Below are 24613 nucleotides of genomic sequence, written 5' to 3'. Positions count from 1 at the left end.
TACGCCCGCTGCGCCCTGCAGCGGGCCTGGAGGGCGCATGGAGATTGGCGGCCAGGGCACATTCTGGGCAAAAAAAGACCGGCTTCGCGCCGGTCTTTTCGTTTTCCGCCCTGCGGCGAAGGTTCAGCGTTCGACCGGGCGGGCCGGGTCACTGCACCATTCGCTCCACGAGCCCGGATAGAGCTTGGCGCCCGGCAGGCCGGCGCGTTCCATAGCCAACAGGTTGAGGCAGGCCGAGACGCCGGAGCCGCATTGCAGAATGGCTTGTTCGGGCGGCAGGCCGTCGAGCAGCTCGACGAATTCGCGCCGCAGTTCGTCGGCCGGGCGGAAGAGGCCGTCTTCGCCGAGGTTGCGCCCGAAGAAGCGGTTGCGCGCGCCGGGGATGTGGCCACCGACGGGGTCGATGGTCTCGTTTTCGCCGCGGAAGCGGTCCGGGCCGCGCGCGTCGATGACGCAGCGCTCAAGGTTGCCGAGGTTGGCCAGCACTTCGGCGGCGTCGACCGTCCAGCCGTCGCGCGGCGCACCGACGAAGTCGACCGGCGCGACGATCGGCACCACCGGGTCGAGCGGCCGGCCTTCCTTGACCCACTGCCCGAAGCCGCCGTCGAGCAAGGCGACACGTTCGTGGCCCAGCCAGCGCAGCATCCACCAGAGGCGCCCGGCAACCATGCCACCGGCGTCGTCATAGACCACAACCTGCGTTTCCGGGGTGATCCCACAGCGCCCGAAGGTGCGTCGCATCGCATCGAAGTCGGGCAGCGGGTGGCGGCCGTTGCGGCCGGTCTTCTCCCCCGAGAGGTCGTCGTCGAGGTGCAGGAAGAGCGCGCCGGGCAGGTGGTTCTCGGCATAGACGCGGCGGCCGTAGCCGACGTCAGAGAGTTGATGACGGACGTCGATGATGCGCCAGTTGGGGTCGTCGAGGTGCGCGGCCAGCGTGGCGCAGGACACCAGCGTCGAACTGAAGCCGCCGTCGCCCTCGCCTTCCTCGAGCCAGCTCCGGGCCTCCTCCTCGTTGTCGAACAGGCGCATCTCGGCCTGGACGAAAATCTGCGACAGCCAGGCGCTCCAGGCCACCCACTCGCTATGCGTGATCACCGCGATGCGTTTGAAACTGTGCTTGTGCGCCCGCGCGAAAACCACTTCCTCCCAGGCCACATCAAGGGTGAAGTCGGCCATCTGGCGCAGATCGAAGTACAGGTCCACCGGCCCTTGAAAGCGGACCTTGTAATTGACCATGTCTTCGAATTCCCGATAGTCGGCCAGCGTAAACTCGCCGTAGACATTCACTTCGACACGTTGAGGTTGTTGTTGTACGACGATCATGGTGATCTCCGCTCCGGTGGATTGAATCTGTCGAGAATGGCTGGAAAGATCGAAAAAAACTCAAGCGTTAGCGGCCGGTCGGACGTTCGAAAAAGTGTTTGCCATCACCCCGCTGGCGACGATCAGAGCGATCGCCAACCAAGCCTCGAAAGATAAGGTCTCCTGCCAAATCAGCATACCGAAAAGGCTGGCAAAAATCACCGCCGAATACGCCAGGCTGGCCGCCACCAGCGTCTTTCCGCGTTTATAGGCGCGCGTCATGGCCAGTTGGGCGAGCACACCGAAAGCGCCGACGCCCAGAAGCAGCAGGCCGCCGCGCAGGTCTTCGACCGGATGCCGCTCGGCCACGGCCAACCACAGCCCGCTCCCGACCGTGGCCAGGAGTGAAAAATAGAACACGGTACGTTCCTCGGGTTCGCCGCGCTCGCCCAGTTCGCGCACGTTGAAATAGGCGATCCCGGCCAGCATGCCGCTCACCAGGCTGACCGTGATGCCCAGCCACTGCGCCCCGTCGAGGTTCGGTCGCAGGAGCAACGCCACTCCGGCAAAACCGACGCCCAGCGCAGCCACGATGCCGGCATTGAGGCGCGCCTTGCCGAAGGCGGCCAGATAAAGGGCGAGGAACAGCGGCGCGGTGTAGGCCAGGGTCACCGCGGTCGCCAGCGGCAACAGGCTGATGCCGTAGAAATAGAAGCACAACGAGACGAAGCCGCTGGCGCCGCGCCACAACTGAAAGCGCCAGTGCGGGGTGCGCAACGGAACACGGCGGACGCCGACCAGCGCCGCGATCAGGAGCAAGGAAATGGCGTTACGGTAAAAGACGATTTCGGCGGTCGAAAAGCTGTCGGCCGCCAGTTTCACGCACACGCCCATACAGGCGAAAAGAAAACTGGCGACAACCATCCACAAGGCTTGCATGGGGGAGACGTGGCCCAAACCCGCTGGCATGGGCGATCGATGCGTAAAGAGCGGATTCTAGACCTTTTCCGATTGACCGTCCCCCCCTCTTTGCGTTATTTTGCGCCGTTTCCAGCGAGTATTTTCCGATGGCGCGCACGCCCGCTTCAGCCCCCTCTTCCGAGGAGCGCACCGCTTCCTCCGCCGACCCGGGCGAACTGCGTTTCGAAACCGCGCTCGCCGAACTCGAACAGATCGTTCAGCGCATGGAAAGCGGCCAACTCTCGCTCGAGGATTCGATCGTCGCCTACCGCCGCGGCAGCGCCCTGCTCAAGCATTGCCAGCAGAAGCTCGACGACGCCGAGGCGCGCATCCAGATTCTCGAGAATGGCAGCCTGCGCGATTTCGACGCCGCCAGCGAAGGCAAATCATGACCCCCGACACCGCCCTTCCTTTCGTCGACTGGATGCAAAGCACCCAGTCACGCATGGAGCAGACGCTCGACCGCCTGCTCCCCTCCGCAACCTCGATCCCGGCCCGGCTGCACGAGGCCATGCGCTACGCCAGCCTCGGCGGCGGCAAGCGCGTCCGTCCGCTGCTCGCCTTCGCCGCCGGCGAACTGACCGCTGCCCCGGCAGAGCGCATTGAAGTCGCCGCCAGCGCGGTCGAACTGATCCACGCCTATTCGCTGGTGCATGACGACCTACCCTGCATGGACGACGACGTCCTGCGTCGCGGCCGGCCGACCTGCCACGTCGAATACGACGAGGCGACCGCGCTGCTCGTCGGCGACAGCCTGCAGACGCTGGCCTTCGAGCTGCTCGCCCGCGAAAGTCTCGGCACCCCGACCCGCCAGCTCGACATGGTGCGCACCCTGGCGCACGCCAGCGGCTCTCTGGGCATGGCCGGCGGCCAGGCCATCGACCTCGGCGCCGTCGGGCGCACGCTCGAACAGGCCGAACTCGAACTCATGCACGCACTCAAGACCGGCGCCCTGATCCGCGCCGCCGTACTGCTCGGCGCGATGTGCGGCGACGACTTCCCGGCCGAGGCACGCGAAGCGCTCGACCGCTTCGCCAAGCGCGCCGGCCTGCTCTTCCAGGTCGTCGACGACATCCTCGACTGCACCGCCAACACCGCCACCCTGGGCAAAACCGCCGGCAAGGACGCGCAAGCCGACAAACCGACCTACGTCAGCCTGCTCGGTCTGGAACGCGCGCGCGATTTCGCTGCCGAACTGCGCAGCCAGACGCTGGATTCGCTTTCCGGTTTCGGCGAGCGCGCCCGGCGCCTGCGCGAACTGACCGATTTCATCACCCATCGATCGTTCTAAGCCCGGCCGCCCGCGGCCCGGAACAGAACTCACGGATTCGGGATTACACCCCATGACCAGCTACCCCTTGCTCGACACCATCGGTTCGCCGGCCGCGTTGCGCGCGCTGGAACGCAAGCAGCTGCCCCAGCTCGCCGAAGAGCTGCGCGCCTTCCTCGTCGAATCGGTCTCCAAGACCGGCGGCCACCTCTCGTCCAACCTCGGGACTGTCGAGCTGACGCTGGCCCTGCACTACGTCTATGACACCCCGCGCGACCGTCTGGTGTGGGACGTCGGCCACCAGACCTACGCACACAAGGTCCTCACCGGCCGGCGCGAAGGCATGGCCCGGCTGCGCAGCCACGGCGGCGTCTCGGGCTTCCCCAAGCGCTGCGAAAGTGACTACGACACCTTCGGCGTCGGCCATTCGTCGACCTCGATCTCGGCCGCGCTCGGTATGGCTCTGGCCTGCAAGCTCAAGGGCGACGACCGCAAGACGGTGGCCATCATCGGCGACGGCGCGATGTCCGCCGGCCAGGCCTTCGAGGCGCTCAACAACGCCGGCGTTGCCGACGCCAACATGCTCGTCATCCTCAACGACAACGACATGTCGATCTCGCCGCCCGTCGGCGCGCTCAACAAATACCTCGCCCGCCTCTTCTCGGGCAGCGCCTTCAACGCCGCGCGCCGCGCCGGCGAGAAGGTGCTCGGCGTCTCGCCGGGCCTGCTCGAATTCGCCAACCGCTTCGAAGAACACGTCAAAGGCATGCTCACCCCGGGCACCCTGTTCGAGGAACTCGGTTTCAACTACATCGGCCCGATCGACGGCCACGACCTCGATTCGCTGATCCCCACCCTGCAGAACCTGCAGAAGCTCAAAGGGCCGCAGTTCCTGCACGTCATCACCCGCAAGGGGCAGGGCTACAAGCTCGCCGAGGCCGATCCCATCCTCTACCACGGCGTCTCCAAGTTCCAGCCGGAGGTCGGCATCGAAGGCGGCAAGGGAGGCAAAGGCGGCGCGCGACCGACCTACACCCAGATCTTCGGCCAATGGCTGTGCGACATGGCTGCTGCAGACGACAAGCTGGTGGCGATCACCCCGGCGATGGGCGAAGGCTCGGGCATGATCCGCTTCTCGGAGCAGTTCCCTGAGCGCTATCACGACGTCGGCATCGCCGAGCAGCACGCCATCACCTTCGCCGCCGGCATGGCCTGCGAGGGCTTGCGGCCGGTGGTCGCCATCTACTCGACCTTCCTGCAGCGCGGTTACGATCAGTTGCTGCACGACGTCGCCCTGCAGAACCTGCCGGTGGTCTTTGCCCTCGATCGCGGCGGCCTCGTCGGCGCCGATGGCCCGACGCACCACGGCACCTTCGACCTCTCCTACGTCACCTGCATCCCGAACATGGTCGTCATGACGCCGGCCGACGAGGAAGAATGCCGGCGCATGCTGACCACGGCCTACCGCCACGACGGCCCGTCGGCAGTGCGCTATCCGCGCGGCACCGGCCCCGGCGTGGCAACCTGCGCCGAGCTGACGACGCTGCTGCTCGGCAAGGGAGAAATCCGCCGTCAGGGCCAGGGCGTGGCCCTGCTCGCCTTTGGCAGCATGCTCACCCCGGCGCTCGAAGCCGGCGAGGCGCTCGACGCCACGGTGGCCAACATGCGCTTCGTCAAACCGATCGACCGCGAACTGATCGCAAAGCTGGCTGCGGAACATTCTTTGCTCGTCAGCGTCGAAGAGAATGCCCTCATCGGCGGCGCCGGCTCGGAAGTCGCGCGTGTCCTCGACGAATTGGGCAGCCCGGTGCGCTTTATCCGCATCGGCCTGCCCGACCGCTTCATCGATCATGGCGACCAGGCCCGCCTGCTGGCCGAAGTCGGCCTTGATCGCGACGGCATCGTCGCAACCGTCAGAACGGCGCTCACCGATGCCCAGGCCGCAAGCGCGGCCTCCATTGCTCAGGAAAAACCATGAACGAAAAACCCGCTCCCGCCATGGTCGACGTGCAGAATCTGGCCGACACCCGCCAGATCGCGATCAACCGCGTCGGGATCAAGGCCATCCGCCACCCGGTCAAGGTCCTCGACCGCAGCGGCGGCATCCAGCACACCATCGCTGTCTTCAACATGTACGTCGGCCTGCCGCACAACTTCAAGGGCACGCACATGTCGCGCTTCGTCGAGATTCTCAACAGCCATGAGCGCGAGATCTCGATCGAGAACTTTCCCGCCATGCTGCGCGAAATGGTGCAAAAACTGGAAGCCCAGACCGGTCACATCGAGATGAGCTTCCCCTACTTCATCAACAAGGCCGCGCCGGTTTCGGGCGTGCAGAGTCTGATGGACTACGACGTGACGCTCACCGGCGAAATCTGCCACGGCGAGATCGCCTCGACGGTCAAGGTCGTCGTCCCGGTCACCAGCTTGTGCCCATGCTCGAAGAAGATCTCCGAGCGCGGCGCGCACAACCAGCGCTCGCACGTCACGATCACCGCGCACATCAAGGATCACATCTGGATCGAGGAGATCGTCGAACTCGTCGAGAAGGAGGCCTCCTGCGAGCTGTACGGCCTGCTCAAGCGCCCCGATGAGAAATACGTCACCGAGCGCGCCTACGACAACCCGAAGTTCGTCGAAGACATGGTGCGCGACGTCGCCGCCCGCCTCAACCAGGAAACGCGCATCCATTCCTACGTGGTCGAATCGGAAAACTTCGAGTCGATCCACAACCACTCGGCCTACGCCTTGATCGAGAGCGCGCCGAAGTGCGCGCAAAAAACGCCGGCCTGAGTGTTCTCACCTGCGCCCACCATCAGGGCGCAAAAAAACGGGGCGTATCCTGACGGAACGCCCCGTTGCATTTCGGCCTTGCGCGCCGCCCGGCGGCGCGCAGTGGCGTACGATCAGTCCTTCTGCTTGCGGACCAGCTTTTCCTTGATGCGCGCCGACTTTCCGGAACGCTCGCGGAGGTAGTACAGCTTGGCGCGACGCACGTCGCCACGGCGCTTGACCTCGATCGAGGCAACCAGCGGCGAGTAGGTCTGGAAGGTACGCTCGACGCCTTCGCCCGACGAGATCTTGCGGACGATGAAGCTCGAGTTCAGGCCGCGGTTACGCTTGGCGATAACCACGCCTTCGTAGGCCTGCAGACGCTCACGGGAACCTTCCTTGACCTTGACCTGGACGATAACGGTATCGCCGGGGGCAAATTCGGGGATGGTCTTGCCCAGGCGGGCAATTTCTTCTTGCTCGAGTTGCGCAATCAGATTCATTTTTAAGACTCCTTTTTGGTTTCCTGACCGCATTGCTCCTGAAACTGCACCAGGAGTTGCGTTTCCTCTTTCGACAGCATCCGCCCCGCCAACAGCTCGGGCCGCCGCTGCCACGTCCGTCCCAGCGCCTGTTTGAGGCGCCAGCGACGAATCTGCTCGTGGTGGCCGGACAATAGCACATCCGGCACCCGCCGGCCCGCGTATTCCTCGGGCCGCGTGTAGTGGGGGCAATCCAGCAGGCCCGCCACAAACGAATCCTCGCTTGCCGAAGCGGCGTCGTTGAGCACGCCCGGCAGTTGCCGCACGACGGCGTCCAAAAGCGCCATCGCCGGGAGTTCGCCACCTGAAAGCACGAAATCCCCGATCGAAATTTCCTCATCGACGCAGCGTTCGATCAGCCGCTCGTCGATCCCTTCGTAGCGCCCGCACAGCAGCACCACGCCTTCCTGCCCGGCCGCCTCGACGAAGCGCATCACCCGCGCATGCGTGAGCGGCGCGCCTTGCGGCGACAGATAGACCACCCGGCTCGCCGCGACGCCCTGCGCCGCCTGGCGCGCCTTCGCCGCAGCAATCGCCGCTTCAAGCGGCGCCGGTAACATCACCATCCCGGGACCGCCACCGTAGGGCCGATCATCGACCGTCCGGTGCAAGTCCTGCGTAAAGTCGCGCGGGTTTGTGAACGCCAGCGACCAACGTCCTTCGTCCAGCGCCCGCCGCGTCACCCCCGACTGGGTGATCGCCGCGAACATCTCCGGAAACAGCGTCACCGCATCGGCGACCAGCACCGGTCCGGCGGCCCGCCCACGAGCGGCAGAACTCACCAGTCGGCTTCCCACTCGACGCGCACCCGGCGCGTCGACAAATCCACGTCCAGCACGACCGCCGCAACGAAGGGCAGGAGTTGCTCCTGTCCGTCGCCATTGCCGACGCGCAACACGTCGTTGGCCGCCGTTTCGATCAGCCCGAGCACGCGCCCGAGCGGCTGATCCTTGGTATTCACCACGTCCAGGCCGATCAGATCGCCCCAGTAATACTCATCCGTCCCGGTCGCCGGCAGGGCTTCCCGCGGCGCACCGATCAACAGGCCGGCGGCGGCCTCGGCCGCGTTCCGGTCGTCGAAACCGGCGAACTGGGCGACCCAGGAATCGCCATGCGTCCGGCAACGGATCAAGCGCTGCGGCTGCCAGCGTTCCGGCGCCTCACCTTCACGGCCCAGCCACCAGTATTTCATCCGCGCCCAAGCGGCCGGATCGTCGGCGAAGGGATGCACGTGCACCGCACCGCGCAGCCCGTAAGCCGAAACAATCTTGCCGAGAACGACAATGTCGGCCGCAACCGGAGGTTGGGCCGACAAGGCAGAAGACTCTGTCAAGCGTCGAGAGGTCGCTTAGGCGGCAACCGGCGCGGCCGCCTTCTTCACCAGACGGGCGACCGTCGGCGAGAGCTGGGCGCCATTTTGCTGCCAGTAGCTCAGACGGTCGGCGGCGATGCGCAGACCCTCTTCCTTTTCCGAGGCGATCGGGTTGTAGAAACCGATGCGCTCGATGAAACGGCCATCGCGACGGGTGCGGGAGTCCGCCACCACCACGTTGTAGAAGGGACGCTTCTTGGCGCCACCGCGTGCGAGTCGAATAACAACCATAGGAGATCTCTATTCCGAAATCAGAAAAAGGGCAAGATTATAACAAGAAAGCGCGGGAAAACAAGCCGCTACTCCAAACAGGGCCCAAACCCGCCCCGCTCCGATGCGTACGACCGGCTGCGGACGGCCGTCGACAAATGCACGCCGGCGTGACGTATGCCGCAACGAACGCCGCCCGGCGCGGTCTACACTCAGACCAGCGCGTCTTTGAGTCCAGCGCCGAACCATGAGCCCTTCGTTCATCTCTGCTGCAAACCAGGCCCCGGGAAAACCCGACGGCATCGCTCGCCTCCAAGGATGGCTGAGGACTCCCCGCGCCCCTCATGATAGCGACGAATACGCGAATCAGTTGCAGCATCTGCAGGCGCTCGGCGAATGCGCGGCGACGCTGCCGCAACGCATGGCGGTCCTCGACGCACTCTACCTCCGCCTGCACGCCGCGCTCGACGGAACCGCCGCAACGCTCACCACGCTGCCGCTCCCCCTTCCGCGCAAACAAAAACTGACCCTGCGCGCTGCGCAGGACTGCCTGCTCAACCTTGCCCGCGCCCTGCTCGGCAGCCTCAGCGAACACAGCCCGCGCCACGGCCTCGGTGTGCACTTCGCCCACAACCTCGGCCATCCGCCAGAGCTCGTCCTATGGCGCGCCCTGCGCTGTCTCGGACGGCACTTCCAGCTCAGCGCGCTGGTTGCCGCCCCCGCAGGACACGACCTCTGGCGGGAACTGCACCACGTTTTTCAGCGCGCCCAGGCGCTCGACCTCCTCGACACGCACCCGGACCCGGACGGGCAATCGCTTGCCGACACCTACTTCGCCACCATCCTCCACGCCTGCGCCCAACCCACCTCGCTCAGCGTCGAAGAAAACCGCTTCGTAGCCGACCTTCTGGCACACAGCCGCGGCCTGATCGACCCCGAAGGCGAATCCCCGCCAACCTTCATTCTCGACCTCGCCCGCGACGCCCCCGCCTTTTCGGCCTTCCGCCCACCGCCAGACCTCGCCATTCCGTTCGCCTTTTCCTGCAAGCGCTTATGCGCCAGGCTCCGGGTCCAGGAAGCCGCACTGACCCGCGGCATCGGCGCGCGTGCGCTCGAACTTCCCGGCTTCGCCGAAACCCCGTCCGGACGCAGCCTGCTGCGCCGTCTGGCCAGCCGCTGGAACTCACCCGCCAAGCGCCGCTTCCCGCGCCGCCGCCAAGGCTACCGCGGCCAACTCCTGGCCGGACTCGACGCCTTGCGCGAACTCTTTCGCCACGCCGCGAACCATCCCCCACCCAGCACGCAGTGGATGATCATCAACGAAAGCCCGGACGGGTACGCCGCCATGCACGTCTCGGGCGACACCGGCAATTTCGCCGCCGGAGACATCGCCGCCTTGCGCACCGAAACCGGCGACCGCTGGCAACTGTGCATCGTGCGCCGGGTCGAGTCGGCCCACCCGGAACACATCGAAGTCGGGCTACAAATTCTGCCCGGCGACGCTGCACCAGCCAGCCTGATCCGCCCCGCCTCGAGCGACACCCCCACAGAACGGCACGCCGTTCTGCTCCTCCCGCCAATCCCGCCGCTGCGCAACAGCGCCCTGCTGGTCGCCCCCAGCCATGCCCTGCCCGACGCGCCCTGCGAGTTCCTGCTGGTCACCGAGCGGCACAACCTCGAAATCCGCGAGATGCGCAGCCTCGGCTGCGAGGAACGCAACGCGCGCATCGCCCTGTTCCATATTGAAAACGACGAACCGCCTGCGCTTTAACCCGCGCGCTGCGGATTCCAGCCACCGCAAAGCCGGCAAATAACGAGACGACAAGGAGGTGTGTTCCGGCACCGCTGTCGCCCACCAGGACCGACCCTTTTTCGCTCTATTCGCACTGGAATCACCAGTGGCGCGGCCACTCGGCGGCCACCAGCCCACCGAGCAACACCAGACACCAGGACAGGTAGAGCCAGAACAGGAAGATCGGCACGACGGCGAAAGCCCCGTAGAGCAGCGAAAAAGTCGGCACCAGGCCAATGTAAGCGGCAAACCCCTTCTGCATGCCGAGGAAAGCCAGCGCAGCAAAAAAACCGCCGCGCCCGGCATCGCAAAACCGCACCTTGGCGTTCGGCAACCAGACGTAAAGCAGGGTGAAACAAAACGCGGTCGCCAACAAACCGCCGAGACGCAAGGACAGCACGCGCATCCAGCCGGGCTGCTCAAACCAGCCCAGCGAAACGACCACCGCCTGGTAAGTGATGTAACCGACGCCGACGACCGCCAGCGGCCAGAACGCGAGTACACCGACATACACACCAAGACGCCGCCACCATACCGAGCGCCCAGAAACCCGCCAGATGTCGTTGAACGCACGTTCCATGTTCAGTAACAGGAACAAGACGCTCAGACACAGGCCGGCCAGGCCGAACAAGGTCATTTCCGAAGCGTTGCGCGAGAACGTCAGAACATAATCGACGATCATCCCGCCGCTGCGTTCGGGCAAGATGCTGCCGGCAAGAAACCGGTCAAGCTGCAAGGCATAGGCTTCGATGCCCGGCAACAAGGACATCACCCCGAAGGCGATGACCACCATGGGCACCAGCGAGAACAGCGTCAGGTAAGCCAAGCTCGCGCCCGACTGATCGAGCCCCTCCGCAAAAAAGCGGCGCAAGACGGTCCGCAACAGGACCACAACGCGCAAAGCAGTCGTCGACATGCGTCCTATGATAGCCTGTCGCCCCTTCGCCCGCCCCCTTCGCCATGAACGCCGTCACCGCGCACCGCATCGCCGCCAGCAGCCTCATTGCCCTGATCCTGCTCTGCCTCGCGTGGGAACTCAGGCTCGCCCCGGTCATCCCTGGCGGTTCGTGGCTGGCGCTCAAATGCCTTCCCCTGCTCCTACCGCTGCGTGGCGTCCTCGCAGGGCGTCGCTACACCTTTCAGTGGTCGACGCTGCTGATCCTTTTTTACCTCTGCGAAGGCGTAGTCCGGGCGACCACCGACACCGGCTCCAGCCGCGGCCTCGCCGGGCTCGAAACCCTCCTCGCCGCGCTCTACTTCTGGAGCGCCATTGCCTACGTGCGTCGCACGCGGCCAGGCCGCCCATAAAAAAAGCGCGTCATTCGACGCGCTTTTTCTGGATGCCGGCTTGACTCAGGAGAGTTCCGCGAGCACGGTGCTCGATGCCGAAACCTTGTCGCCGATCACCACCTTGACCTGAGTATCGAGCGGCAGGTACAGGTCGACGCGCGAACCGAAGCGGATGAAGCCGTAACGCTGCCCCGCGCTCAGTGCCGTGCCGGGCTCGACATAGTTCAGGATGCGCCGCGCCACCAGGCCAGCGATCTGCACGCAGGTGACATCACGCCCATCCGCGGTCTTGAGGTGCAGCGCGCAGCGCTCGTTCTCGACCGAGGCCTTGTCGAGGGCTGCATTGAGGAAGCGCCCCGGGTTGTACCACTTCTGCTCCACGCGGCTGGCGATCGGGGCGCGGTTCGAATGCACGTTGAACACGTTCATGAACACGCTGACCTTGAGCGCCCGGCGCTTGAGATAAGGATCGTCCGTTTCCTCGACGACGACGATGCGCCCGTCGGCCGGAGCGACGATGCTCTTCGCCCCGCCGGCGATCACCCGAGCAGGATCACGGAAAAACTGCAGGCAGAAGACGAAGATCAGCCAGAACGGCAGGGACCAGACGCCGGCCGATGAAGCCAACAAGGCCAGCGCCAGCGACAGGGCGATAAAGGGCCAGCCCTCGCGGGCCAGAAACGGATGCGGATAATTCATGGACAACCTGTAAGGGAATAAAGGGCGACACCCGGATTACGACTCGGGGTGAGACGCGGAGCAACGCTCCGAAGTCTCACCCCGAAATCCTCAGCCCGACGCTCAGTTCTTGCTTTGATCGACGAGCTTGTTCTTCTTGATCCAAGGCATCATGTCGCGCAGTTTACCACCGACCTGCTCGATCGGATGCTCGGCGGTCAGACGGCGGCGCGCGGTCATCGACGGGTAGTTGGTCTTGCCTTCCAGAATGAACATCTTGGCGTATTCACCGCTCTGGATGCGCTTCAGGGCATTGCGCATGGCGTAGCGCGACTCTTCGTTGATGACTTCCGGCCCGGTCACGTACTCGCCGTACTCGGCGTTGTTCGAGATCGAGTAGTTCATGTTGGCGATGCCGCCTTCGTACATCAAATCGACAATCAGCTTGAGCTCATGCAGACACTCGAAGTAGGCCATCTCCGGCGCGTAGCCGGCTTCGGTCAGGGTCTCGAAGCCCATCTTCACGAGTTCGACGGCGCCGCCGCAAAGCACGGCCTGCTCGCCGAAGAGGTCGGTCTCAGTCTCTTCGCGGAAGTTGGTCTCGATCACGCCGCCCTTCGTGCCGCCGTTGGCCGCGGCATACGACAGCGCGATGTCCTTGGCCTTGCCCGAGACGTCCTGGTGCACGGCGATCAGCGAGGGCACACCGCCCCCCTTGAGGTACTCGGAGCGCACGGTGTGGCCCGGGCCTTTCGGCGCGACCATGATCACGTCGAGGTCGGCACGCGGCACGACCTGGTTGTAATGCACGTTGAAGCCGTGTGCGAAGGCCAGTGCGGCGCCCTTCTTGATGTTCGGCTCGACGTCGTTGTAATAGACGGCCGGGATATTCTCATCCGGCAGCAGAATCATCACGACGTCGGCGCCCTTGACCGCCTTGGCGACTTCTTCAACCTTGAGGCCGGCCTTCTCGGCCTTGCTCCACGATGCGCCATCCTTGCGCAGGCCGACGGTGACCTTGCAGCCGGAGTCCTTCAGGTTCTGGGCGTGGGCATGGCCTTGCGAGCCGTAGCCGACGATGGTGACCTTCTTGCCTTTGATCAGGGAGAGGTCGGCATCCTTGTCGTAATAGACTTTCATCGTTTTCCTTTCTTGCGAAGTGTTCCCGTGGCGCGGGTCAGACTTTCAGAATGCGGTCGCCGCGGCCGATGCCGCTGACGCCGGTGCGTACGGTTTCGAGGATGAGATCCGCATCGATCGCCTGGATAAAGGAATCGAGTTTGGAACCGCTCCCCGTGAGCTCGATGACGTAGGTTGTCTCGGTCACGTCGATGATGCGCCCGCGGAAGATATCGGCCATGCGCTTCATTTCCTCGCGGTCCTTGCCGGTGGCGCGGACCTTGATAAGCATCAGCTCGCGCTCGATATGCGCGGCCTCAGAAAGATCGACGACCTTGATGACGTCGACCAGCTTGTTCAGCTGTTTGGTGATCTGCTCGATGATCTCGTCGCTGCCGCTGGTGACAATGGTCAGCCGCGACAACGAACGGTCCTCGGTCGGCGCCACGGTCAGCGTTTCGATGTTGTAACCGCGCGCCGAGAACAACCCGGCCACCCGGGACAGGGCGCCGGCTTCGTTCTCGAGCAGAATGGAGATGATGTGTCGCATGAAAGGTTCCCTCAGAGCGGTTCGGCCATGATGATTTCGGACAAGCCCTTGCCGGCGGCGACCATCGGATAGACGTTGGTTTCGCGTTCGGTGCGGATGTCGAGGAAGACCAGGTCGTCCTTGTGCTCGATGAAGGCCTTGCGCAACGCCGGTTCAACCTCTTCGGGCGTATCGACGCGGATGCCGACGTGCCCGTAAGCCTCGGCCAGCTTGACGAAGTCGGGCAGGGAATCCATGTAGGTCTGCGAATAGCGGCCGTTGTAGAACATCTGCTGCCACTGCCGCACCATGCCCAGGAAGCGGTTGTTGAGGGCGATGATCTTGACCGGCAGATTGTACTGCTTGGCCGTCGCCAGCTCCTGGATGCACATCTGGATCGAACCGTCGCCGGTGATGCAGGCCACCTGGCGGTCGGGGTTGGCGATCGCCGCCCCCAGGGCGTAAGGCAAGCCGACGCCCATGGTGCCAAGGCCACCGGAGTTAAGCCAGCGGCGCGGCTTGTCGAATTTGTAGTACTGCGCCGCCCACATCTGGTGCTGGCCGACGTCGGAGGTGATGATGGCGTCGCCGCCGGTGATCTCCCACAATTTCTCGATCACGAACTGCGGCTTGATGCCTCCGTTCTGCACGTACTTGAGGCTTTCGTGCGCCCGCCAGCCCTCGATCTCCTGCCACCACTCGGCGATTTCCGGGCGCGCCGGTTCGGCCTGCACCAGAGAGAGCATCTCGGCCAGGACATCGCGCACATTGCCGACGATGGGCACATCGACGCGGACGCGCTTGGAAATCGACGAAGGATCGATGTCGACGTGGATGATCTTGCGCGGATGCGAGGCGAAATGCGCGGGGTCGCCGATCACGCGATCGTCGAAGCGGGCGCCGACGGCCAGTAGCACGTCGCAGTGCTGCACTGCCATGTTGGCCTCAAGCGTGCCATGCATGCCAAGCATGCCGAGGTATTGCTTATCGGTGCCCGGGAAGCCCCCCAGGCCCATCAGGGTGTTGGTCACCGGGAAGCCGAGCGCCCGGGCCAGGGCCACGAGCTGTTCGGCGGCATCGGACAGGATCACGCCACCGCCGGTATAGATCATCGGGCGCTTGGCGCCGAGCAGCAGGTTGACCGCCTTCTTGATCTGCCCGTGATGCCCTTTGACCACGGGATTGTACGAGCGCAGGTGAACCTCCTGCGGGTACTCGAACTTGCACTTGGCCGCCGTGATGTCCTTCGGAATATCGACCACCACCGGGCCGGGCCGGCCGCTGTTGGCGATGTAGAAGGCCTTTTTGATGGTCGGGGCGATGTCCTTAACGTCCTTGACGAGGAAATTGTGCTTCACGCACGGACGCGTGATGCCAATCGTGTCGCACTCCTGGAAGGCGTCCTGACCAATGTACGAGGTCGGCACCTGGCCGGTGATGACCACCATCGGTATCGAATCCATATAGGCCGTGGCGATGCCAGTCACGGCATTGGTCGCACCCGGCCCCGAGGTCACCAGCGCCACCCCGACCCGCCCCGTCGACCGGGCAACGGCGTCAGCGGCATGCACCGCGGCCTGTTCGTGGCGGACGAGAACATGCTTGACCGCATCCTGCTTGTACAGCTCGTCGTAAATGTGGAGTACGGCGCCCCCCGGATAGCCGAATACGCATTCGACCTTTTCTTCCTGCAGGCACCTGATTACAATCTCCGCACCGGTCATCATGGTCATGATCCTTGCCTCACGCAGCCGAAACCCCGAAAAAGCTCATAACGTTATCGCCTAGACCCCGATTGGTCAAGCAAAGACCCTGCGGGGTTCCGCGCCCAATTCGCTCCCCCGCACAGCACGAACAAGGACATCGACTCTGGCCAGCTCACGCGAACTGTCGGATTTCCTAGCCGCAACGGAGCGCCGTGCTTTCAAGCAGGCGATGTTCGCCGTGCGCAACGAAGAATCTGCGCTCGACATCGTGCAGGATTCGATGATGAAGCTCGCCGAAAAATACGGCGACCGCCCGGCAGAAGAGTTCCCCATGCTCTTCCAGCGCATCATCCAGAACACGATCCGCGACCACTACCGGCGCAGCAAGGTCCGTTCGCTGTGGACCACCTTGCTGTCCGCCTTCTCGTCGGACGACGACGAGACGCACGACCCGCTGGAAACTCTCGAGGTCGAATCCGAGTCTTACACGCCGGACACCCCGGAAGGCGCCCTCCAGCAAAGCCAAGTTCTTGAGATAATAGAAAAAGAAATAAATTCTTTGCCACCACGTCAACGAGAAGCCTTCCTCATGCGTTACTGGGAAGACATGGACGTCGCGGAAACCGCCTCCGCAATGGGCTGCTCCGAAGGCAGCGTCAAAACCCATTGCTCGCGCGCCACACACGCGCTGGCGGCGGCATTGAAAGCAAAAGGAATCACGCTATGAACGAACAACATTTCGGCTTCAAGGTCAGACAGCACCTTAACCTCGGGCTTCACGAAGTCAAACCCGAGACGCTGGCGCGCCTTGCCGAGGCCCGCGAAAAGGCGCTGGCCTGCCAAAAGCAGGCCGAAACCCGCTCGCTCCTCGCCGCGGCCGGCAGCTTCGTTCATTTCAGCACCGATCACCTGCGCTTTCGCCAAGTCATTTCCGCCCTTGCCCTCGTCGTTGGCCTCGGCATCGCCGCCTACTGGACGGCCGACCAGCGCATCACGGAATTGGGCGCCATTGACAGCGCCCTGCTGACCGATGAAATTCCGTTGCGCGCATTCACCGACAAGGGCTTCGCTGCATGGTTAAATCGCAATTCGCCATAGCATTCGCCGCAACCGCGCTCGCTTTCGCCCTCACCACCCACTCGGCCTGGTGCGCCACGCCCAGCCCGTCGCTCATCGCGACCCCGCCGCAGCCTAAATGGACCGAACTCACCGTCCAGCAGCGGATCGTCCTCGCCCCGCTCAGTGACGAATGGGACTCGATGGAGTATTACCGGCAAAAGAAATGGCTGGGCATCGCCCTGCGCTTCCATACTTTATCGCCCGAAGAACAGCGCCGCATCCAGGAACAGATGCAGGAATGGGACAGACTGACGCCGGAAGAGCGCCAACTGGTGCGTGAAAAGTTCAAGTCGGCCACTCAGTTGCCGGCCGACAAGAAGCAGGAACTGCTGCAGAAGTGGGAGGAATACCAAAGCCTCCCCGAGAGCGAGAAACAGAAGCTCAAGGCAGAAGCCAGCACGGTGCCGGAGGTCAAGCCCGTCCCGACCAAACCGCTGCCGCGCCCGGCGACCCCCCCCCCCACGGTGACCGCCAAGCCGCCAGCTCCCGCTGCCCTTCCGCTGCCCGCCGAAAAGCCCCTGGACCCGGCCACCGTGCAAGCCCAGCCCGCCGTGCCGCCGGTCGGCGCCCCCACCGAAGCCGTGGCCCTCCCCGCACCGTCCGCACAAGCAGCAGACCCGGCAACGGCACCCGCGGTGGCGCCCCCCTCGAATTCGCCAAACGCCGCGAACGCAAACGCGCTGCCGTTGCCCCCCACCCAACCCTGATCGACCATGCCGAGCGCCCCCCCCGGCCTCATGCGCCGGCTGACCGGCATGGCCTACGAGGCCCTGCTGCTCGTCGGCGTGCTGCTGCTCGCTTTCGTTCTGCCGCACATTCTGATTGGCGCCCTGACCCGCTTCCTCGCGAGCCCTGGCGTCCTGTGGGCGCACCTCTTCCTGGTGCTGTGCGTTTATTTCACCTGGTTCTGGACACACGGCGGGCAAACGCTGGCGATGAAGACTTGGCGCATCCGTCTGGTCGCTGCCGACGGCGGCGCCGTCAGCCCGGGCCAAGCCATCCTGCGCTTCGTGTTGTGCTGGCCGAGCCTGTTGCTGGCTGGCGTTGGCCTGTTGTGGGCCCTGGTCGACCGCGACAGGCAGTTCCTGCATGACCGCTTGGCCGGAACCCGACTCACGCTTTCCTAGCCATCACACCACCGCGCCAAGGCTGGCGCAACCAAGGACAAAACCCTTGAACACACCGGCGGCTGCGGTTCGCGCTGCGCCCCAGCCTTGCCCGGGCGCGCACTCATGCCGCTGAAAAATGCCACTGAAATCGCCGCGCGCAAGAAACGACGCACAGCGAACGGCACTAAAGCGAGACGCTAGACGCCGCGCTCAGCGGCGCTCGACCCACCAGATCATTCCCGCAGCGGCCACCAGGAAGAGCAAGGACGGCGCCAACGCGCTGAGCGCTGGCGACCAGCTGTTGATCGCGCCAAGGTTGGAGAAGAGGCCATTGAGCATGTGAAAGAAGACGCCGATCATCACCCCGGCGAAAATCTTCAGACTGACGCCACTGACGCGGTTGTGGGTGTAGCCGAAGGGCAGCGCCAAGGCCACCATCACCAGTGCTGCAAGCGGATAGACGATCTTCTTCCACAGCGCGATGTCGTAACGCTGCGTCTTCTGGTTGTTCTCGGAGAGGTGCTTGATGTACGAGGACAGGTGCGGCAGCGACATGCGGTCAGGCGAAACCATCAGCACCGACAGGATGTCCGGGTTGAGCGCCGAGCGCCACTCCATGTCGGCCAAACGGCGAATTTCCGAGCGCTCGCCGTAGAGACGCGTCTGCACGATGTCCTTCAGGCGCCAGCCGTCGGGCGGCAGATACTCGCCTTCGGCCGCCTCGATCACCGACCGCAATTGCGCCTTCTCGTCGAAATCGTAGATGCGGATGCCGCGCAGGCGATGATCGGGAAGCACCACCTGGACGTTGATGAACATCCGCTCATCCTTGACCCACAGGCCGCTGCGCAAATCCTGGCTGACCGTGCGACCGCGCTCTTTCAGGCGCAGTTGCTGTGCGGCCCGCTCGGCCGGCGGCGCAACGACTTCACCGATCACAAAGGTGAGCACGGCGCACACGGCGGCCACTTGGAAGAGCACGCCGAGCAGGGTCGGGGTGGACATCCCGGACGCGCGCAGCACCGTGATTTCCGAGTGCCGGGCCAGGGTCGAGAGCGCGTAAAGCGTCCCGATCAGCACGGCGATCGGCATCAGTTCATAGACCCGCCCAGGGATGCGCAGCAGCACGAAGGCGATGGCGTGGCGCAGCTGGTAATCGCCCTGGCCGACGCTCTTGACCTCGGTGATCATGTCGAAGAAGCCGAACAGCGCCAGGAAACCGGCGAGCACCAGGGCGATCGCGGCGACGACCTCGCGCGACAGGTAGCGACGGTAGATTTTCATCGGAACCAGCGCCCCAGGGAGAAAATCGCGATCCGCCGGTAGAACATGAAGGGCAGGACCGCCAGCATGATCAGATGCACTCCGAACAAGCCAACGGCAAAGGACGTGCGTCCACCAGCGATCCAGGCCTGACTGATGGTCATCAGGTTGTTGTAGAGCAGGTAGGTGAACAAGGCCAGCAAGAGGTTGGCCGAACGCCCGGCGCGCGGATTGACGAAGGACAGCGGAATCGCCAGCAGCGCCAGCACGACCGCCGAAATCGGCACGCTCAGGCGCCACATCAGTTCGGCACGGTATGCCGGCTGGTCGATGGCCATCAGCTCGAGTGTCGGCGTATTGCGCGGTGTACGCTCAATCCCGCGCGACTCCTTGGTTTCGATGCGCACCGCATAGCGCCCGTACTCGAGCACGCGGAATTCCGGCGTCCCCGGGATGATCTCGTAGCGCCGCCCGTTCTCAAGGACGAGAAAGCGATCGCCGTTCTCGGCGATTTCCTGGTGTCCGCGCGTCGCCATGGTCACACCCAAGCGCTGATTCTCGACCGAGGACACGAAGACGTTGCGCACGAAGGTCTGGTCGTCAGCGACCGCCTCGACGAAGACCACCCGTGAGCCCGACGCCGATTCCTGGAAAGCGCCCGGCGACACCTGCCCGGCGTCGCGCTGCGAACTCAAGGCGCCGCGGTACTCGGCGCTCTTCGAGAGCGCCCAGGGCGAGGCGAACAGCGACAAGGCCGAGATGGCGATCAAGAGCGGCGCGAGGAAGACCAGCACCGGCCGAATCCAGGCCAGCAGCGAAACGCCGGACGAAAACCACACGACCATCTCCGAATCGCGGTAAGCGCGCGACAGCGACAACAAGATGGCGACGAAGGCCGAAAGCGACAGCAGCGCCGGGATGTAATGCAGTGCCGAGAAGCCGAGCAGGGCCACCACCGCCTCCGGCGCGACCGCCCCCGACGCCGCCTCGCTGAGCAGGCGGATCAGTTGCGTCGTGAGCAGGATCGCGAAGAGCGCCACGAAGACGCCCGCCGCCGATTGCGTAAACTCGCGCCGGGTCGCGCGCTGGAAGATCATTTTTTGACTTGGTCGAAAAACTGCGGGGATAATCGGCGCTGTTTCGAACAACAGCAATTGCCGAGGAGCAAGGCGGTGGAATTTAGCATAAAAACAGGGGTCCCGGAGAAGCAGAAGAGCGCCTGCGTGGTCGTCGGCGTCTTCGAAGACGGGACGCTCGACGCGGCGGCGAGCCGCCTCGATAAGGCCAGCGGCAAGCGCCTCGGCCAACTGATCGAACGCGGCGACCTCTCCGGCAAGGCCGGCAGCAGCCTCGTCCTCCATGACCTGCCCGGCACCGTCTGCGCGCGCGTGCTGCTCGTCGGCCTCGGCAAACGCGACGATTTCGGCGACAAGGCCTACGCCGCCGCCTTGCGCAACGCCCTCAAGGCGCTCGCCCAGACCGGCGCCGAAGACGCCGTCGTCTACCTGACGACGCTCGCCGTCGGCGAACGCTCGCCGGCCTGGAAGGTCCGCCAGGCGCTGATCGCTGCTGGCGATGCGAGCTACCGTTTCGACCAGTTCAAGAGCAGCCCGGCCGATGAGCGGGCGCTCACCCACCTCGCCTTCGCGGTCGCCAAGGACGGCGAGCAGAAGGCCGCTGAAACCGCCCTCACCCAGGGGCTGGCGATTGCCGAAGGCTGCGCCCTGGCGCGCGATCTCGGCAACTTGCCGGGCAATGTGTGCACGCCCGAGTACCTGGCGCGTACGGCGCGCGAACTCGCCGACGAATTCGGCCTCGAGCTCGAAGTGCTCGAGCGCGAAGACATGGAGCAGCTGGGCATGCACTCGCTGCTCTCGGTCGCCAAGGGCTCGCGCCAGGCGCCCAAGCTGATCGTCGCCCATTACCGCGGCGCGCCGGCCAAGAAAGGCAGCAAAAAGAGCAAGGGCCCGCTGGTTCTGGTCGGCAAGGGCATCACCTTCGATTCCGGCGGCATTTCGCTCAAGCCCGGCGAAGGCATGGACGAAATGAAGTTCGACATGTGCGGCGCCGCCAGCGTCCTCGGCACGCTGAAAACCGTCGCACAGCTCGCGCTGCCGATCGACCTTACCGTCATCGTCCCGGCCACCGAGAACATGCCCGACGGCGCGGCGAGCAAGCCCGGCGACATCGTCGCCTCGCTCTCCGGCCAGAGCATCGAAATCCTCAACACCGACGCCGAAGGCCGCCTGATCCTCTGCGACGCGCTGACCTACGCCGAGCGCTTCGAACCGGCCGCCGTCATCGACGTCGCCACACTCACCGGCGCCTGCGTCGTCGCTCTTGGCCACGTTGCCACCGGCCTCTTCACCAACGACGACGAACTCGCGGCCGACTTGCTCGCCGCGGGAGGCACGGCGCTCGACCGCGCCTGGCAGCTACCGCTGTGGGACGACTACCAGGACTTGCTTAAAAGTAATTTCGCCGACATGGCCAACATCGGCGGACGTTGGGGCGGCAGCATCACCGCCGCGTGCTTCCTCTCGCGCTTTGCCCGGAAGTACACCTGGGCGCACCTCGACATCGCCGGCACCGCCTGGAAGAGCGGCGCCGACAAGGGCGCGACCGGTCGCCCGGTGCCGCTGCTGGCGCACTACCTGATTGACCGCGCCGGGAAACTCGCTTGACCAAGATTTTCTTCTATCACAACACCCCTGACCGCATCGCCGCCACCGCCGCGCTGATCGGCAAGGCCTACGCGCAAGGCAAACCCATCCTCGTCTATGCGCCCGAGCAGGAAACCGCCGAGGCGCTCGACCGCCAGCTGTGGGTGCAGCCGCCCACCGGTTTCATCCCGCACGTCGATGCCGCCTCGCCGCTTGCCGGCGAGACGCCGGTACTGATCTGCGCCGAGCTCGAAACGCCGGCGCAGACCGACCGCCTGTTCAACCTCTCGCTCGAGGTGCCGCCGGCCTTCGCCCGCTTCACCAGCGTGATCGAAGTCGTCGGCCAGGACGACGGCGAGCGCCTGGCCGGGCGCGAGCGCGTCCGCTTCTACAAGGATCGCGGCTACGAAGTGCAGTACATCGACCTCGGGGAGGCGCGCCGATGAACGAGCTTGAGAACGTGGTCGACCGCGCCGACGCACTGATGCGCCGACGCCGCTTCGTCGCCGTACCGACGACGCCTCCGCCACCCGCCCCGCCCGAGCCGGCCGGCGACGACTTGCCGCTCCTGACCGAAGTGGTCGGTGACGACTTGCCGCTCCTGACCGAAACGGTCCCCTGCACCGGGCTGCCCGACGAGGCCGCGCTGCGCGAGCGCCTGGCCGACGAGCTGGCCCGCAGCCTGAGCGCCCGCCTGGCCTGCGAGCTCGGTGCCGAACTGGCGCAGAGCGTCGAACGGCGCCTTGCCGCCGAGCTCCCGACGCTGGTCGAAGCCGTCCTCATCGACGTCGGCGAGCAGCTGCGCGCAGGCATCGCCGCCAGCGTCGGCGACGCCTGCCGCGATTTCGTCCGTCGCCACGGCCCCGCCGCGCGCGAAGACTGATCCGCCCGCCGCCCCCCTCCCCGCCGGACGGCTCGGCGGGGCGCCTTTCCCTCGCGGCGCGTCCCGGCGCCTGCCGGCGTCCGGTATAATCGAGGGTTTCTTCTCTTCCACATAGCGCACCGCCATGGAACTCGCCAAAAGCTTTGAACCGGCCGACATCGAGCGTCGTTGGTATCCCGAATGGGAGGGCCGCGGCTACTTCGCCGCCGGCCTCGACACCGCCAAACAAGACGCCTTCTGCATCCTGCTGCCGCCGCCCAACGTCACCGGCACGCTGCACATGGGGCACGGTTTCAACCAGGCGATCATGGACGCGCTCACCCGCTACCACCGCATGCGCGGCGACAACACGCTGTGGCAGCCGGGCACCGACCACGCCGGCATCGCCACGCAGATCGTCGTCGAACGCCAGCTCGACGGCCAAGGCATTTCGCGCCACGACCTCGGGCGCGAGAAGTTTCTCGAAAAAGTCTGGGAGTGGAAGGAATTCTCGGGCAACACCATCACCCGCCAGATGCGCCGCCTCGGCACCTCGCCCGACTGGACGCGCGAACGCTTCACGATGGACGCCGGCCTCTCGAAGATCGTCACCGAAACCTTCGTCCGCCTGCACAAGGAAGGCCTGATCTACCGCGGCAAGCGCCTCGTGAACTGGGACCCGGTGCTGCACACCGCGGTCTCCGACCTCGAAGTCGTGAGCGAGGAAGAAGACGGCTTCATGTGGCACATCCGCTACCCGCTCGCCGATGGCTCGGGCAGCCTGACGGTGGCCACCACCCGCCCCGAGACCATGCTCGGCGACACCGCGGTGATGGTGCATCCGGAAGACCCGCGCTACAAGGATCTGATCGGCAAGAGCGTCAAGCTGCCGCTGACCGACCGCGAAATCCCGATCATCGCCGACGCCTACGTCGACCTCGAATTCGGCACCGGCTGCGTCAAGGTCACCCCGGCGCACGACTTCAACGACTACGCCGTCGGCCAGCGCCACAAGCTGCCGATCATCTCCATCCTCACGCTCGACGCCAAGATCAACGACAACGCGCCCGAGAAGTACCGCGGCATGGACCGCTTCGACGCCCGCAAGGCCGTCGTCGCCGACCTCGAAGCAGCGGGCGTGCTGGTCAAGACCGACAAGCACAAACTGAAAGTGCCGCGCGGCGACCGCACCGGCGTGGTCATCGAGCCGATGCTCACCGACCAGTGGTTCGTCGCCATGTCCAAGCCCGGCGCCGACGGCACCAGCATCGTCGGCAAGGCGCTCGAATGCGTGGCCTCGGGCGAGATCAAGTTCGTCCCCGAAAACTGGGTCAACACCTACAACCAGTGGCTCAACAACATCCAGGACTGGTGCATCTCGCGTCAGCTGTGGTGGGGCCACCAGATTCCGGCGTGGTACGACGAAGCCGGCAACGTTTACGTCGCCCACGACGAAGCCGAAGCCAAGGCCCAGGCCGCGGCCAACGGCCAGACCGGGCCGCTCACGCGCGACCCGGACGTGCTCGACACCTGGTATTCGTCGGCCCTGTGGCCCTTCTCGACGCTCGACTGGACGCCCGAGTGGCCGGAGAAGTCCAACCCCGCGCTCGACCTCTACCTGCCCTCGACGGTGCTCGTCACCGGCTTTGACATCATCTTCTTCTGGGTGGCGCGCATGGTCATGATGACCAAGCACATCACCGGCAAGATCCCGTTCAAGCACGTCTACGTGCACGGCCTGATCCGCGACGCGGAAGGCCAGAAGATGAGCAAATCCAAGGGCAACGTGCTCGACCCGATCGACCTGATCGACGGCATCGGCATCGACGACCTGGTGCAGAAGCGCACCACCGGCCTGATGAACCCCAAGCAGGCCGAGCAGATCGAAAAGCGCACGCGCAAGGAATTCCCCGAGGGCATCCCCGCCTTCGGCACCGACGCGCTGCGCTTCACCTTCCTCTCGCTCGCCAGCCCGGGCCGCGACATCAAGTTCGACCTCTCGCGCTGCGAGGGCTACCGCAACTTCTGCAACAAGCTGTGGAACGCCACCCGCTT

General features: G+C 64.9%; 26 protein-coding genes and 2 pseudogenes. 14 read left to right on the top strand and 14 right to left on the bottom strand.

The window, feature by feature from the left end:
• Positions 1-123 precede the first annotated feature (123 nt).
• From QMB55_RS09185 to QMB55_RS09175, 3 genes and pseudogenes are all read right to left on the bottom strand, one after another.
• Positions 124-927 (bottom strand): annotated as a pseudogene (locus QMB55_RS09185) (sulfurtransferase); the annotation flags it as partial.
• 57 nt (positions 928-984) lie between these two features.
• Positions 985-1323, bottom strand: a pseudogene (locus QMB55_RS09180) (SpoIIAA family protein); the annotation flags it as partial.
• Positions 1324-1383: 60 nt separating this feature from the next.
• On the bottom strand, positions 1384-2241 hold the full coding sequence (locus QMB55_RS09175; RefSeq protein WP_497588394.1) for a DMT family transporter: 858 nt from the start codon (positions 2239-2241) through the stop codon (positions 1384-1386).
• 128 nt (positions 2242-2369) lie between these two features.
• Between QMB55_RS09175 and QMB55_RS09170 the strand changes: the two genes are divergently transcribed.
• From QMB55_RS09170 to folE2, 4 genes are read left to right on the top strand one after another with little or no spacing between them, the layout of a single operon-like run.
• Positions 2370-2654, top strand: a complete 285-nt coding sequence (locus QMB55_RS09170) for an exodeoxyribonuclease VII small subunit (protein ID WP_497588393.1) — start codon at positions 2370-2372, stop codon at positions 2652-2654.
• Positions 2651-3553, top strand: coding sequence for a polyprenyl synthetase family protein (locus tag QMB55_RS09165; protein ID WP_497588392.1), 903 nt, complete (start codon positions 2651-2653; stop codon positions 3551-3553). Before QMB55_RS09170 ends, QMB55_RS09165 begins: the two co-directional genes overlap by 4 nt.
• A gap of 52 nt (positions 3554-3605) precedes the next feature.
• On the top strand, positions 3606-5510 hold the full coding sequence (gene dxs / locus QMB55_RS09160) for a 1-deoxy-D-xylulose-5-phosphate synthase (RefSeq protein ID WP_497588391.1): 1905 nt from the start codon (positions 3606-3608) through the stop codon (positions 5508-5510).
• Entirely contained in the window at positions 5507-6325 is an 819-nt protein-coding gene (gene folE2 / locus QMB55_RS09155) for a GTP cyclohydrolase FolE2 (RefSeq protein ID WP_497588390.1), read from the top strand. Before dxs ends, folE2 begins: the two co-directional genes overlap by 4 nt.
• 113 nt (positions 6326-6438) lie before the next feature.
• On the opposite strand, the gene rplS is transcribed toward folE2, so the two are convergent.
• The 4 genes from rplS to rpsP all read right to left on the bottom strand — a co-directional run bounded on the left by rplS (position 6439) and on the right by rpsP (position 8449).
• Positions 6439-6807 (bottom strand): 50S ribosomal protein L19, encoded by a 369-nt coding sequence (gene rplS / locus QMB55_RS09150; RefSeq protein ID WP_497588389.1) that lies wholly within the window; start codon positions 6805-6807, stop codon positions 6439-6441.
• Between the two features lie 2 nt (positions 6808-6809).
• On the bottom strand, positions 6810-7592 hold the full coding sequence (gene trmD, locus QMB55_RS09145) for a tRNA (guanosine(37)-N1)-methyltransferase TrmD (protein WP_497588388.1): 783 nt from the start codon (positions 7590-7592) through the stop codon (positions 6810-6812).
• A gap of 32 nt (positions 7593-7624) precedes the next feature.
• The gene (rimM, locus tag QMB55_RS09140; protein WP_497588431.1) at positions 7625-8131 is read right to left on the bottom strand and encodes a ribosome maturation factor RimM; all 507 of its coding nucleotides are present in this window, start codon (positions 8129-8131) and stop codon (positions 7625-7627) included.
• Between the two features lie 63 nt (positions 8132-8194).
• Positions 8195-8449 carry a 30S ribosomal protein S16 gene (gene rpsP, locus QMB55_RS09135; RefSeq protein ID WP_497588387.1) on the bottom strand — a complete coding sequence of 85 codons (255 nt, stop codon included), beginning with the start codon at positions 8447-8449 and terminating at the stop codon, positions 8195-8197.
• A gap of 226 nt (positions 8450-8675) precedes the next feature.
• Here rpsP and QMB55_RS09130 point away from each other — a divergent pair, with 226 nt between their 5' ends.
• On the top strand, positions 8676-10199 hold the full coding sequence (locus QMB55_RS09130; RefSeq protein WP_497588386.1) for a cyclic-di-GMP receptor FimW-related protein: 1524 nt from the start codon (positions 8676-8678) through the stop codon (positions 10197-10199).
• Positions 10200-10320: 121 nt separating this feature from the next.
• Here the strand turns inward: QMB55_RS09130 and QMB55_RS09125 are convergent, their stop codons facing one another.
• Complete coding sequence (locus QMB55_RS09125; RefSeq protein ID WP_497588385.1) at positions 10321-11136, bottom strand: YihY family inner membrane protein; 816 nt, start codon at positions 11134-11136, stop codon at positions 10321-10323.
• Positions 11137-11180: 44 nt separating this feature from the next.
• Here QMB55_RS09125 and QMB55_RS09120 point away from each other — a divergent pair, with 44 nt between their 5' ends.
• Complete coding sequence (locus tag QMB55_RS09120; RefSeq protein ID WP_497588384.1) at positions 11181-11528, top strand: DUF2069 domain-containing protein; 348 nt, start codon at positions 11181-11183, stop codon at positions 11526-11528.
• Positions 11529-11573: 45 nt separating this feature from the next.
• Here the strand turns inward: QMB55_RS09120 and QMB55_RS09115 are convergent, their stop codons facing one another.
• The 4 genes from QMB55_RS09115 to ilvB all read right to left on the bottom strand — a co-directional run bounded on the left by QMB55_RS09115 (position 11574) and on the right by ilvB (position 15569).
• Positions 11574-12209 (bottom strand): phosphatidylserine decarboxylase, encoded by a 636-nt coding sequence (locus QMB55_RS09115; protein ID WP_497588383.1) that lies wholly within the window; start codon positions 12207-12209, stop codon positions 11574-11576.
• 102 nt (positions 12210-12311) lie between these two features.
• On the bottom strand, positions 12312-13328 hold the full coding sequence (ilvC, locus tag QMB55_RS09110) for a ketol-acid reductoisomerase (protein ID WP_497588382.1): 1017 nt from the start codon (positions 13326-13328) through the stop codon (positions 12312-12314).
• A 37-nt stretch (positions 13329-13365) separates the two neighbouring features.
• Positions 13366-13857: an acetolactate synthase small subunit gene (gene ilvN / locus QMB55_RS09105; RefSeq protein ID WP_497588381.1), complete on the bottom strand. Its 492-nt coding sequence runs from the start codon at positions 13855-13857 to the stop codon at positions 13366-13368.
• Positions 13858-13868: 11 nt separating this feature from the next.
• A complete protein-coding gene (ilvB, locus tag QMB55_RS09100) occupies positions 13869-15569 on the bottom strand; it encodes a biosynthetic-type acetolactate synthase large subunit (RefSeq protein WP_497588380.1) in 1701 nt (566 codons plus the stop codon).
• Between the two features lie 79 nt (positions 15570-15648).
• Between ilvB and QMB55_RS09095 the strand changes: the two genes are divergently transcribed.
• The 4 genes from QMB55_RS09095 to QMB55_RS09080 are packed head-to-tail and all read left to right on the top strand — an operon-like array spanning position 15649 to position 17788.
• Positions 15649-16269: an RNA polymerase sigma factor gene (locus tag QMB55_RS09095; protein ID WP_497588430.1), complete on the top strand. Its 621-nt coding sequence runs from the start codon at positions 15649-15651 to the stop codon at positions 16267-16269.
• On the top strand, positions 16266-16640 hold the full coding sequence (locus QMB55_RS09090) for a DUF3619 family protein (protein WP_497588379.1): 375 nt from the start codon (positions 16266-16268) through the stop codon (positions 16638-16640). The genes QMB55_RS09095 and QMB55_RS09090 overlap by 4 nt, the downstream gene beginning before the upstream one ends.
• Entirely contained in the window at positions 16616-17368 is a 753-nt protein-coding gene (locus QMB55_RS09085; protein WP_497588378.1) for a DUF3106 domain-containing protein, read from the top strand. The genes QMB55_RS09090 and QMB55_RS09085 overlap by 25 nt, the downstream gene beginning before the upstream one ends.
• A gap of 6 nt (positions 17369-17374) precedes the next feature.
• Positions 17375-17788, top strand: coding sequence for an RDD family protein (locus QMB55_RS09080; RefSeq protein ID WP_497588377.1), 414 nt, complete (start codon positions 17375-17377; stop codon positions 17786-17788).
• A 192-nt stretch (positions 17789-17980) separates the two neighbouring features.
• Here QMB55_RS09080 and lptG read toward each other — a convergent pair whose 3' ends face one another.
• Positions 17981-19054 carry an LPS export ABC transporter permease LptG gene (gene lptG / locus QMB55_RS09075; protein ID WP_497588376.1) on the bottom strand — a complete coding sequence of 358 codons (1074 nt, stop codon included), beginning with the start codon at positions 19052-19054 and terminating at the stop codon, positions 17981-17983.
• Positions 19051-20130, bottom strand: coding sequence for an LPS export ABC transporter permease LptF (gene lptF / locus QMB55_RS09070; protein WP_497588375.1), 1080 nt, complete (start codon positions 20128-20130; stop codon positions 19051-19053). Before lptF ends, lptG begins: the two co-directional genes overlap by 4 nt.
• A gap of 75 nt (positions 20131-20205) precedes the next feature.
• Between lptF and QMB55_RS09065 the strand changes: the two genes are divergently transcribed.
• The 4 genes from QMB55_RS09065 to QMB55_RS09050 form a co-directional block, all read left to right on the top strand.
• Positions 20206-21717, top strand: coding sequence for a leucyl aminopeptidase (locus QMB55_RS09065; RefSeq protein WP_497588374.1), 1512 nt, complete (start codon positions 20206-20208; stop codon positions 21715-21717).
• Complete coding sequence (locus tag QMB55_RS09060; protein ID WP_497588373.1) at positions 21714-22142, top strand: DNA polymerase III subunit chi; 429 nt, start codon at positions 21714-21716, stop codon at positions 22140-22142. The genes QMB55_RS09065 and QMB55_RS09060 overlap by 4 nt, the downstream gene beginning before the upstream one ends.
• A complete protein-coding gene (locus QMB55_RS09055) occupies positions 22139-22579 on the top strand; it encodes a hypothetical protein (protein WP_497588372.1) in 441 nt (146 codons plus the stop codon). Before QMB55_RS09060 ends, QMB55_RS09055 begins: the two co-directional genes overlap by 4 nt.
• 124 nt (positions 22580-22703) lie before the next feature.
• Positions 22704-24613, top strand: a 1910-nt coding sequence (locus tag QMB55_RS09050) for a valine--tRNA ligase (protein ID WP_497588371.1), incomplete at its 3' end; no start/stop codon positions are given.

The organism is Propionivibrio sp., assembly GCF_041441355.1.
Lineage (GTDB): Bacteria > Pseudomonadota > Gammaproteobacteria > Burkholderiales > Rhodocyclaceae > Propionivibrio.
The sequence above is the reverse complement of the archived record's forward strand: the minus strand, read 5'-3'. Positions and strand labels throughout refer to the sequence as shown.

Coding starts and splice junctions, on each gene's coding strand:
- QMB55_RS09175 (WP_497588394.1), bottom strand. CDS start 2,241: ATGCAAGCCTTGTGGATGGTTGTCGCCAGTTTTCTTTTCGCCTGTATG.
- ilvN (WP_497588381.1), bottom strand. CDS start 13,857: ATGCGACACATCATCTCCATTCTGCTCGAGAACGAAGCCGGCGCCCTG.
- QMB55_RS09165 (WP_497588392.1), top strand. CDS start 2,651: ATGACCCCCGACACCGCCCTTCCTTTCGTCGACTGGATGCAAAGCACC.
- lptF (WP_497588375.1), bottom strand. CDS start 20,130: ATGATCTTCCAGCGCGCGACCCGGCGCGAGTTTACGCAATCGGCGGCG.
- lptG (WP_497588376.1), bottom strand. CDS start 19,054: ATGAAAATCTACCGTCGCTACCTGTCGCGCGAGGTCGTCGCCGCGATC.
- rplS (WP_497588389.1), bottom strand. CDS start 6,807: ATGAATCTGATTGCGCAACTCGAGCAAGAAGAAATTGCCCGCCTGGGC.
- dxs (WP_497588391.1), top strand. CDS start 3,606: ATGACCAGCTACCCCTTGCTCGACACCATCGGTTCGCCGGCCGCGTTG.
- ilvB (WP_497588380.1), bottom strand. CDS start 15,569: ATGACCATGATGACCGGTGCGGAGATTGTAATCAGGTGCCTGCAGGAA.
- QMB55_RS09125 (WP_497588385.1), bottom strand. CDS start 11,136: ATGTCGACGACTGCTTTGCGCGTTGTGGTCCTGTTGCGGACCGTCTTG.
- ilvC (WP_497588382.1), bottom strand. CDS start 13,328: ATGAAAGTCTATTACGACAAGGATGCCGACCTCTCCCTGATCAAAGGC.
- QMB55_RS09090 (WP_497588379.1), top strand. CDS start 16,266: ATGAACGAACAACATTTCGGCTTCAAGGTCAGACAGCACCTTAACCTC.
- QMB55_RS09170 (WP_497588393.1), top strand. CDS start 2,370: ATGGCGCGCACGCCCGCTTCAGCCCCCTCTTCCGAGGAGCGCACCGCT.
- QMB55_RS09120 (WP_497588384.1), top strand. CDS start 11,181: ATGAACGCCGTCACCGCGCACCGCATCGCCGCCAGCAGCCTCATTGCC.
- folE2 (WP_497588390.1), top strand. CDS start 5,507: ATGAACGAAAAACCCGCTCCCGCCATGGTCGACGTGCAGAATCTGGCC.
- QMB55_RS09085 (WP_497588378.1), top strand. CDS start 16,616: ATGGTTAAATCGCAATTCGCCATAGCATTCGCCGCAACCGCGCTCGCT.
- QMB55_RS09115 (WP_497588383.1), bottom strand. CDS start 12,209: ATGAATTATCCGCATCCGTTTCTGGCCCGCGAGGGCTGGCCCTTTATC.
- QMB55_RS09130 (WP_497588386.1), top strand. CDS start 8,676: ATGAGCCCTTCGTTCATCTCTGCTGCAAACCAGGCCCCGGGAAAACCC.
- rpsP (WP_497588387.1), bottom strand. CDS start 8,449: ATGGTTGTTATTCGACTCGCACGCGGTGGCGCCAAGAAGCGTCCCTTC.
- QMB55_RS09080 (WP_497588377.1), top strand. CDS start 17,375: ATGCCGAGCGCCCCCCCCGGCCTCATGCGCCGGCTGACCGGCATGGCC.
- QMB55_RS09055 (WP_497588372.1), top strand. CDS start 22,139: ATGAACGAGCTTGAGAACGTGGTCGACCGCGCCGACGCACTGATGCGC.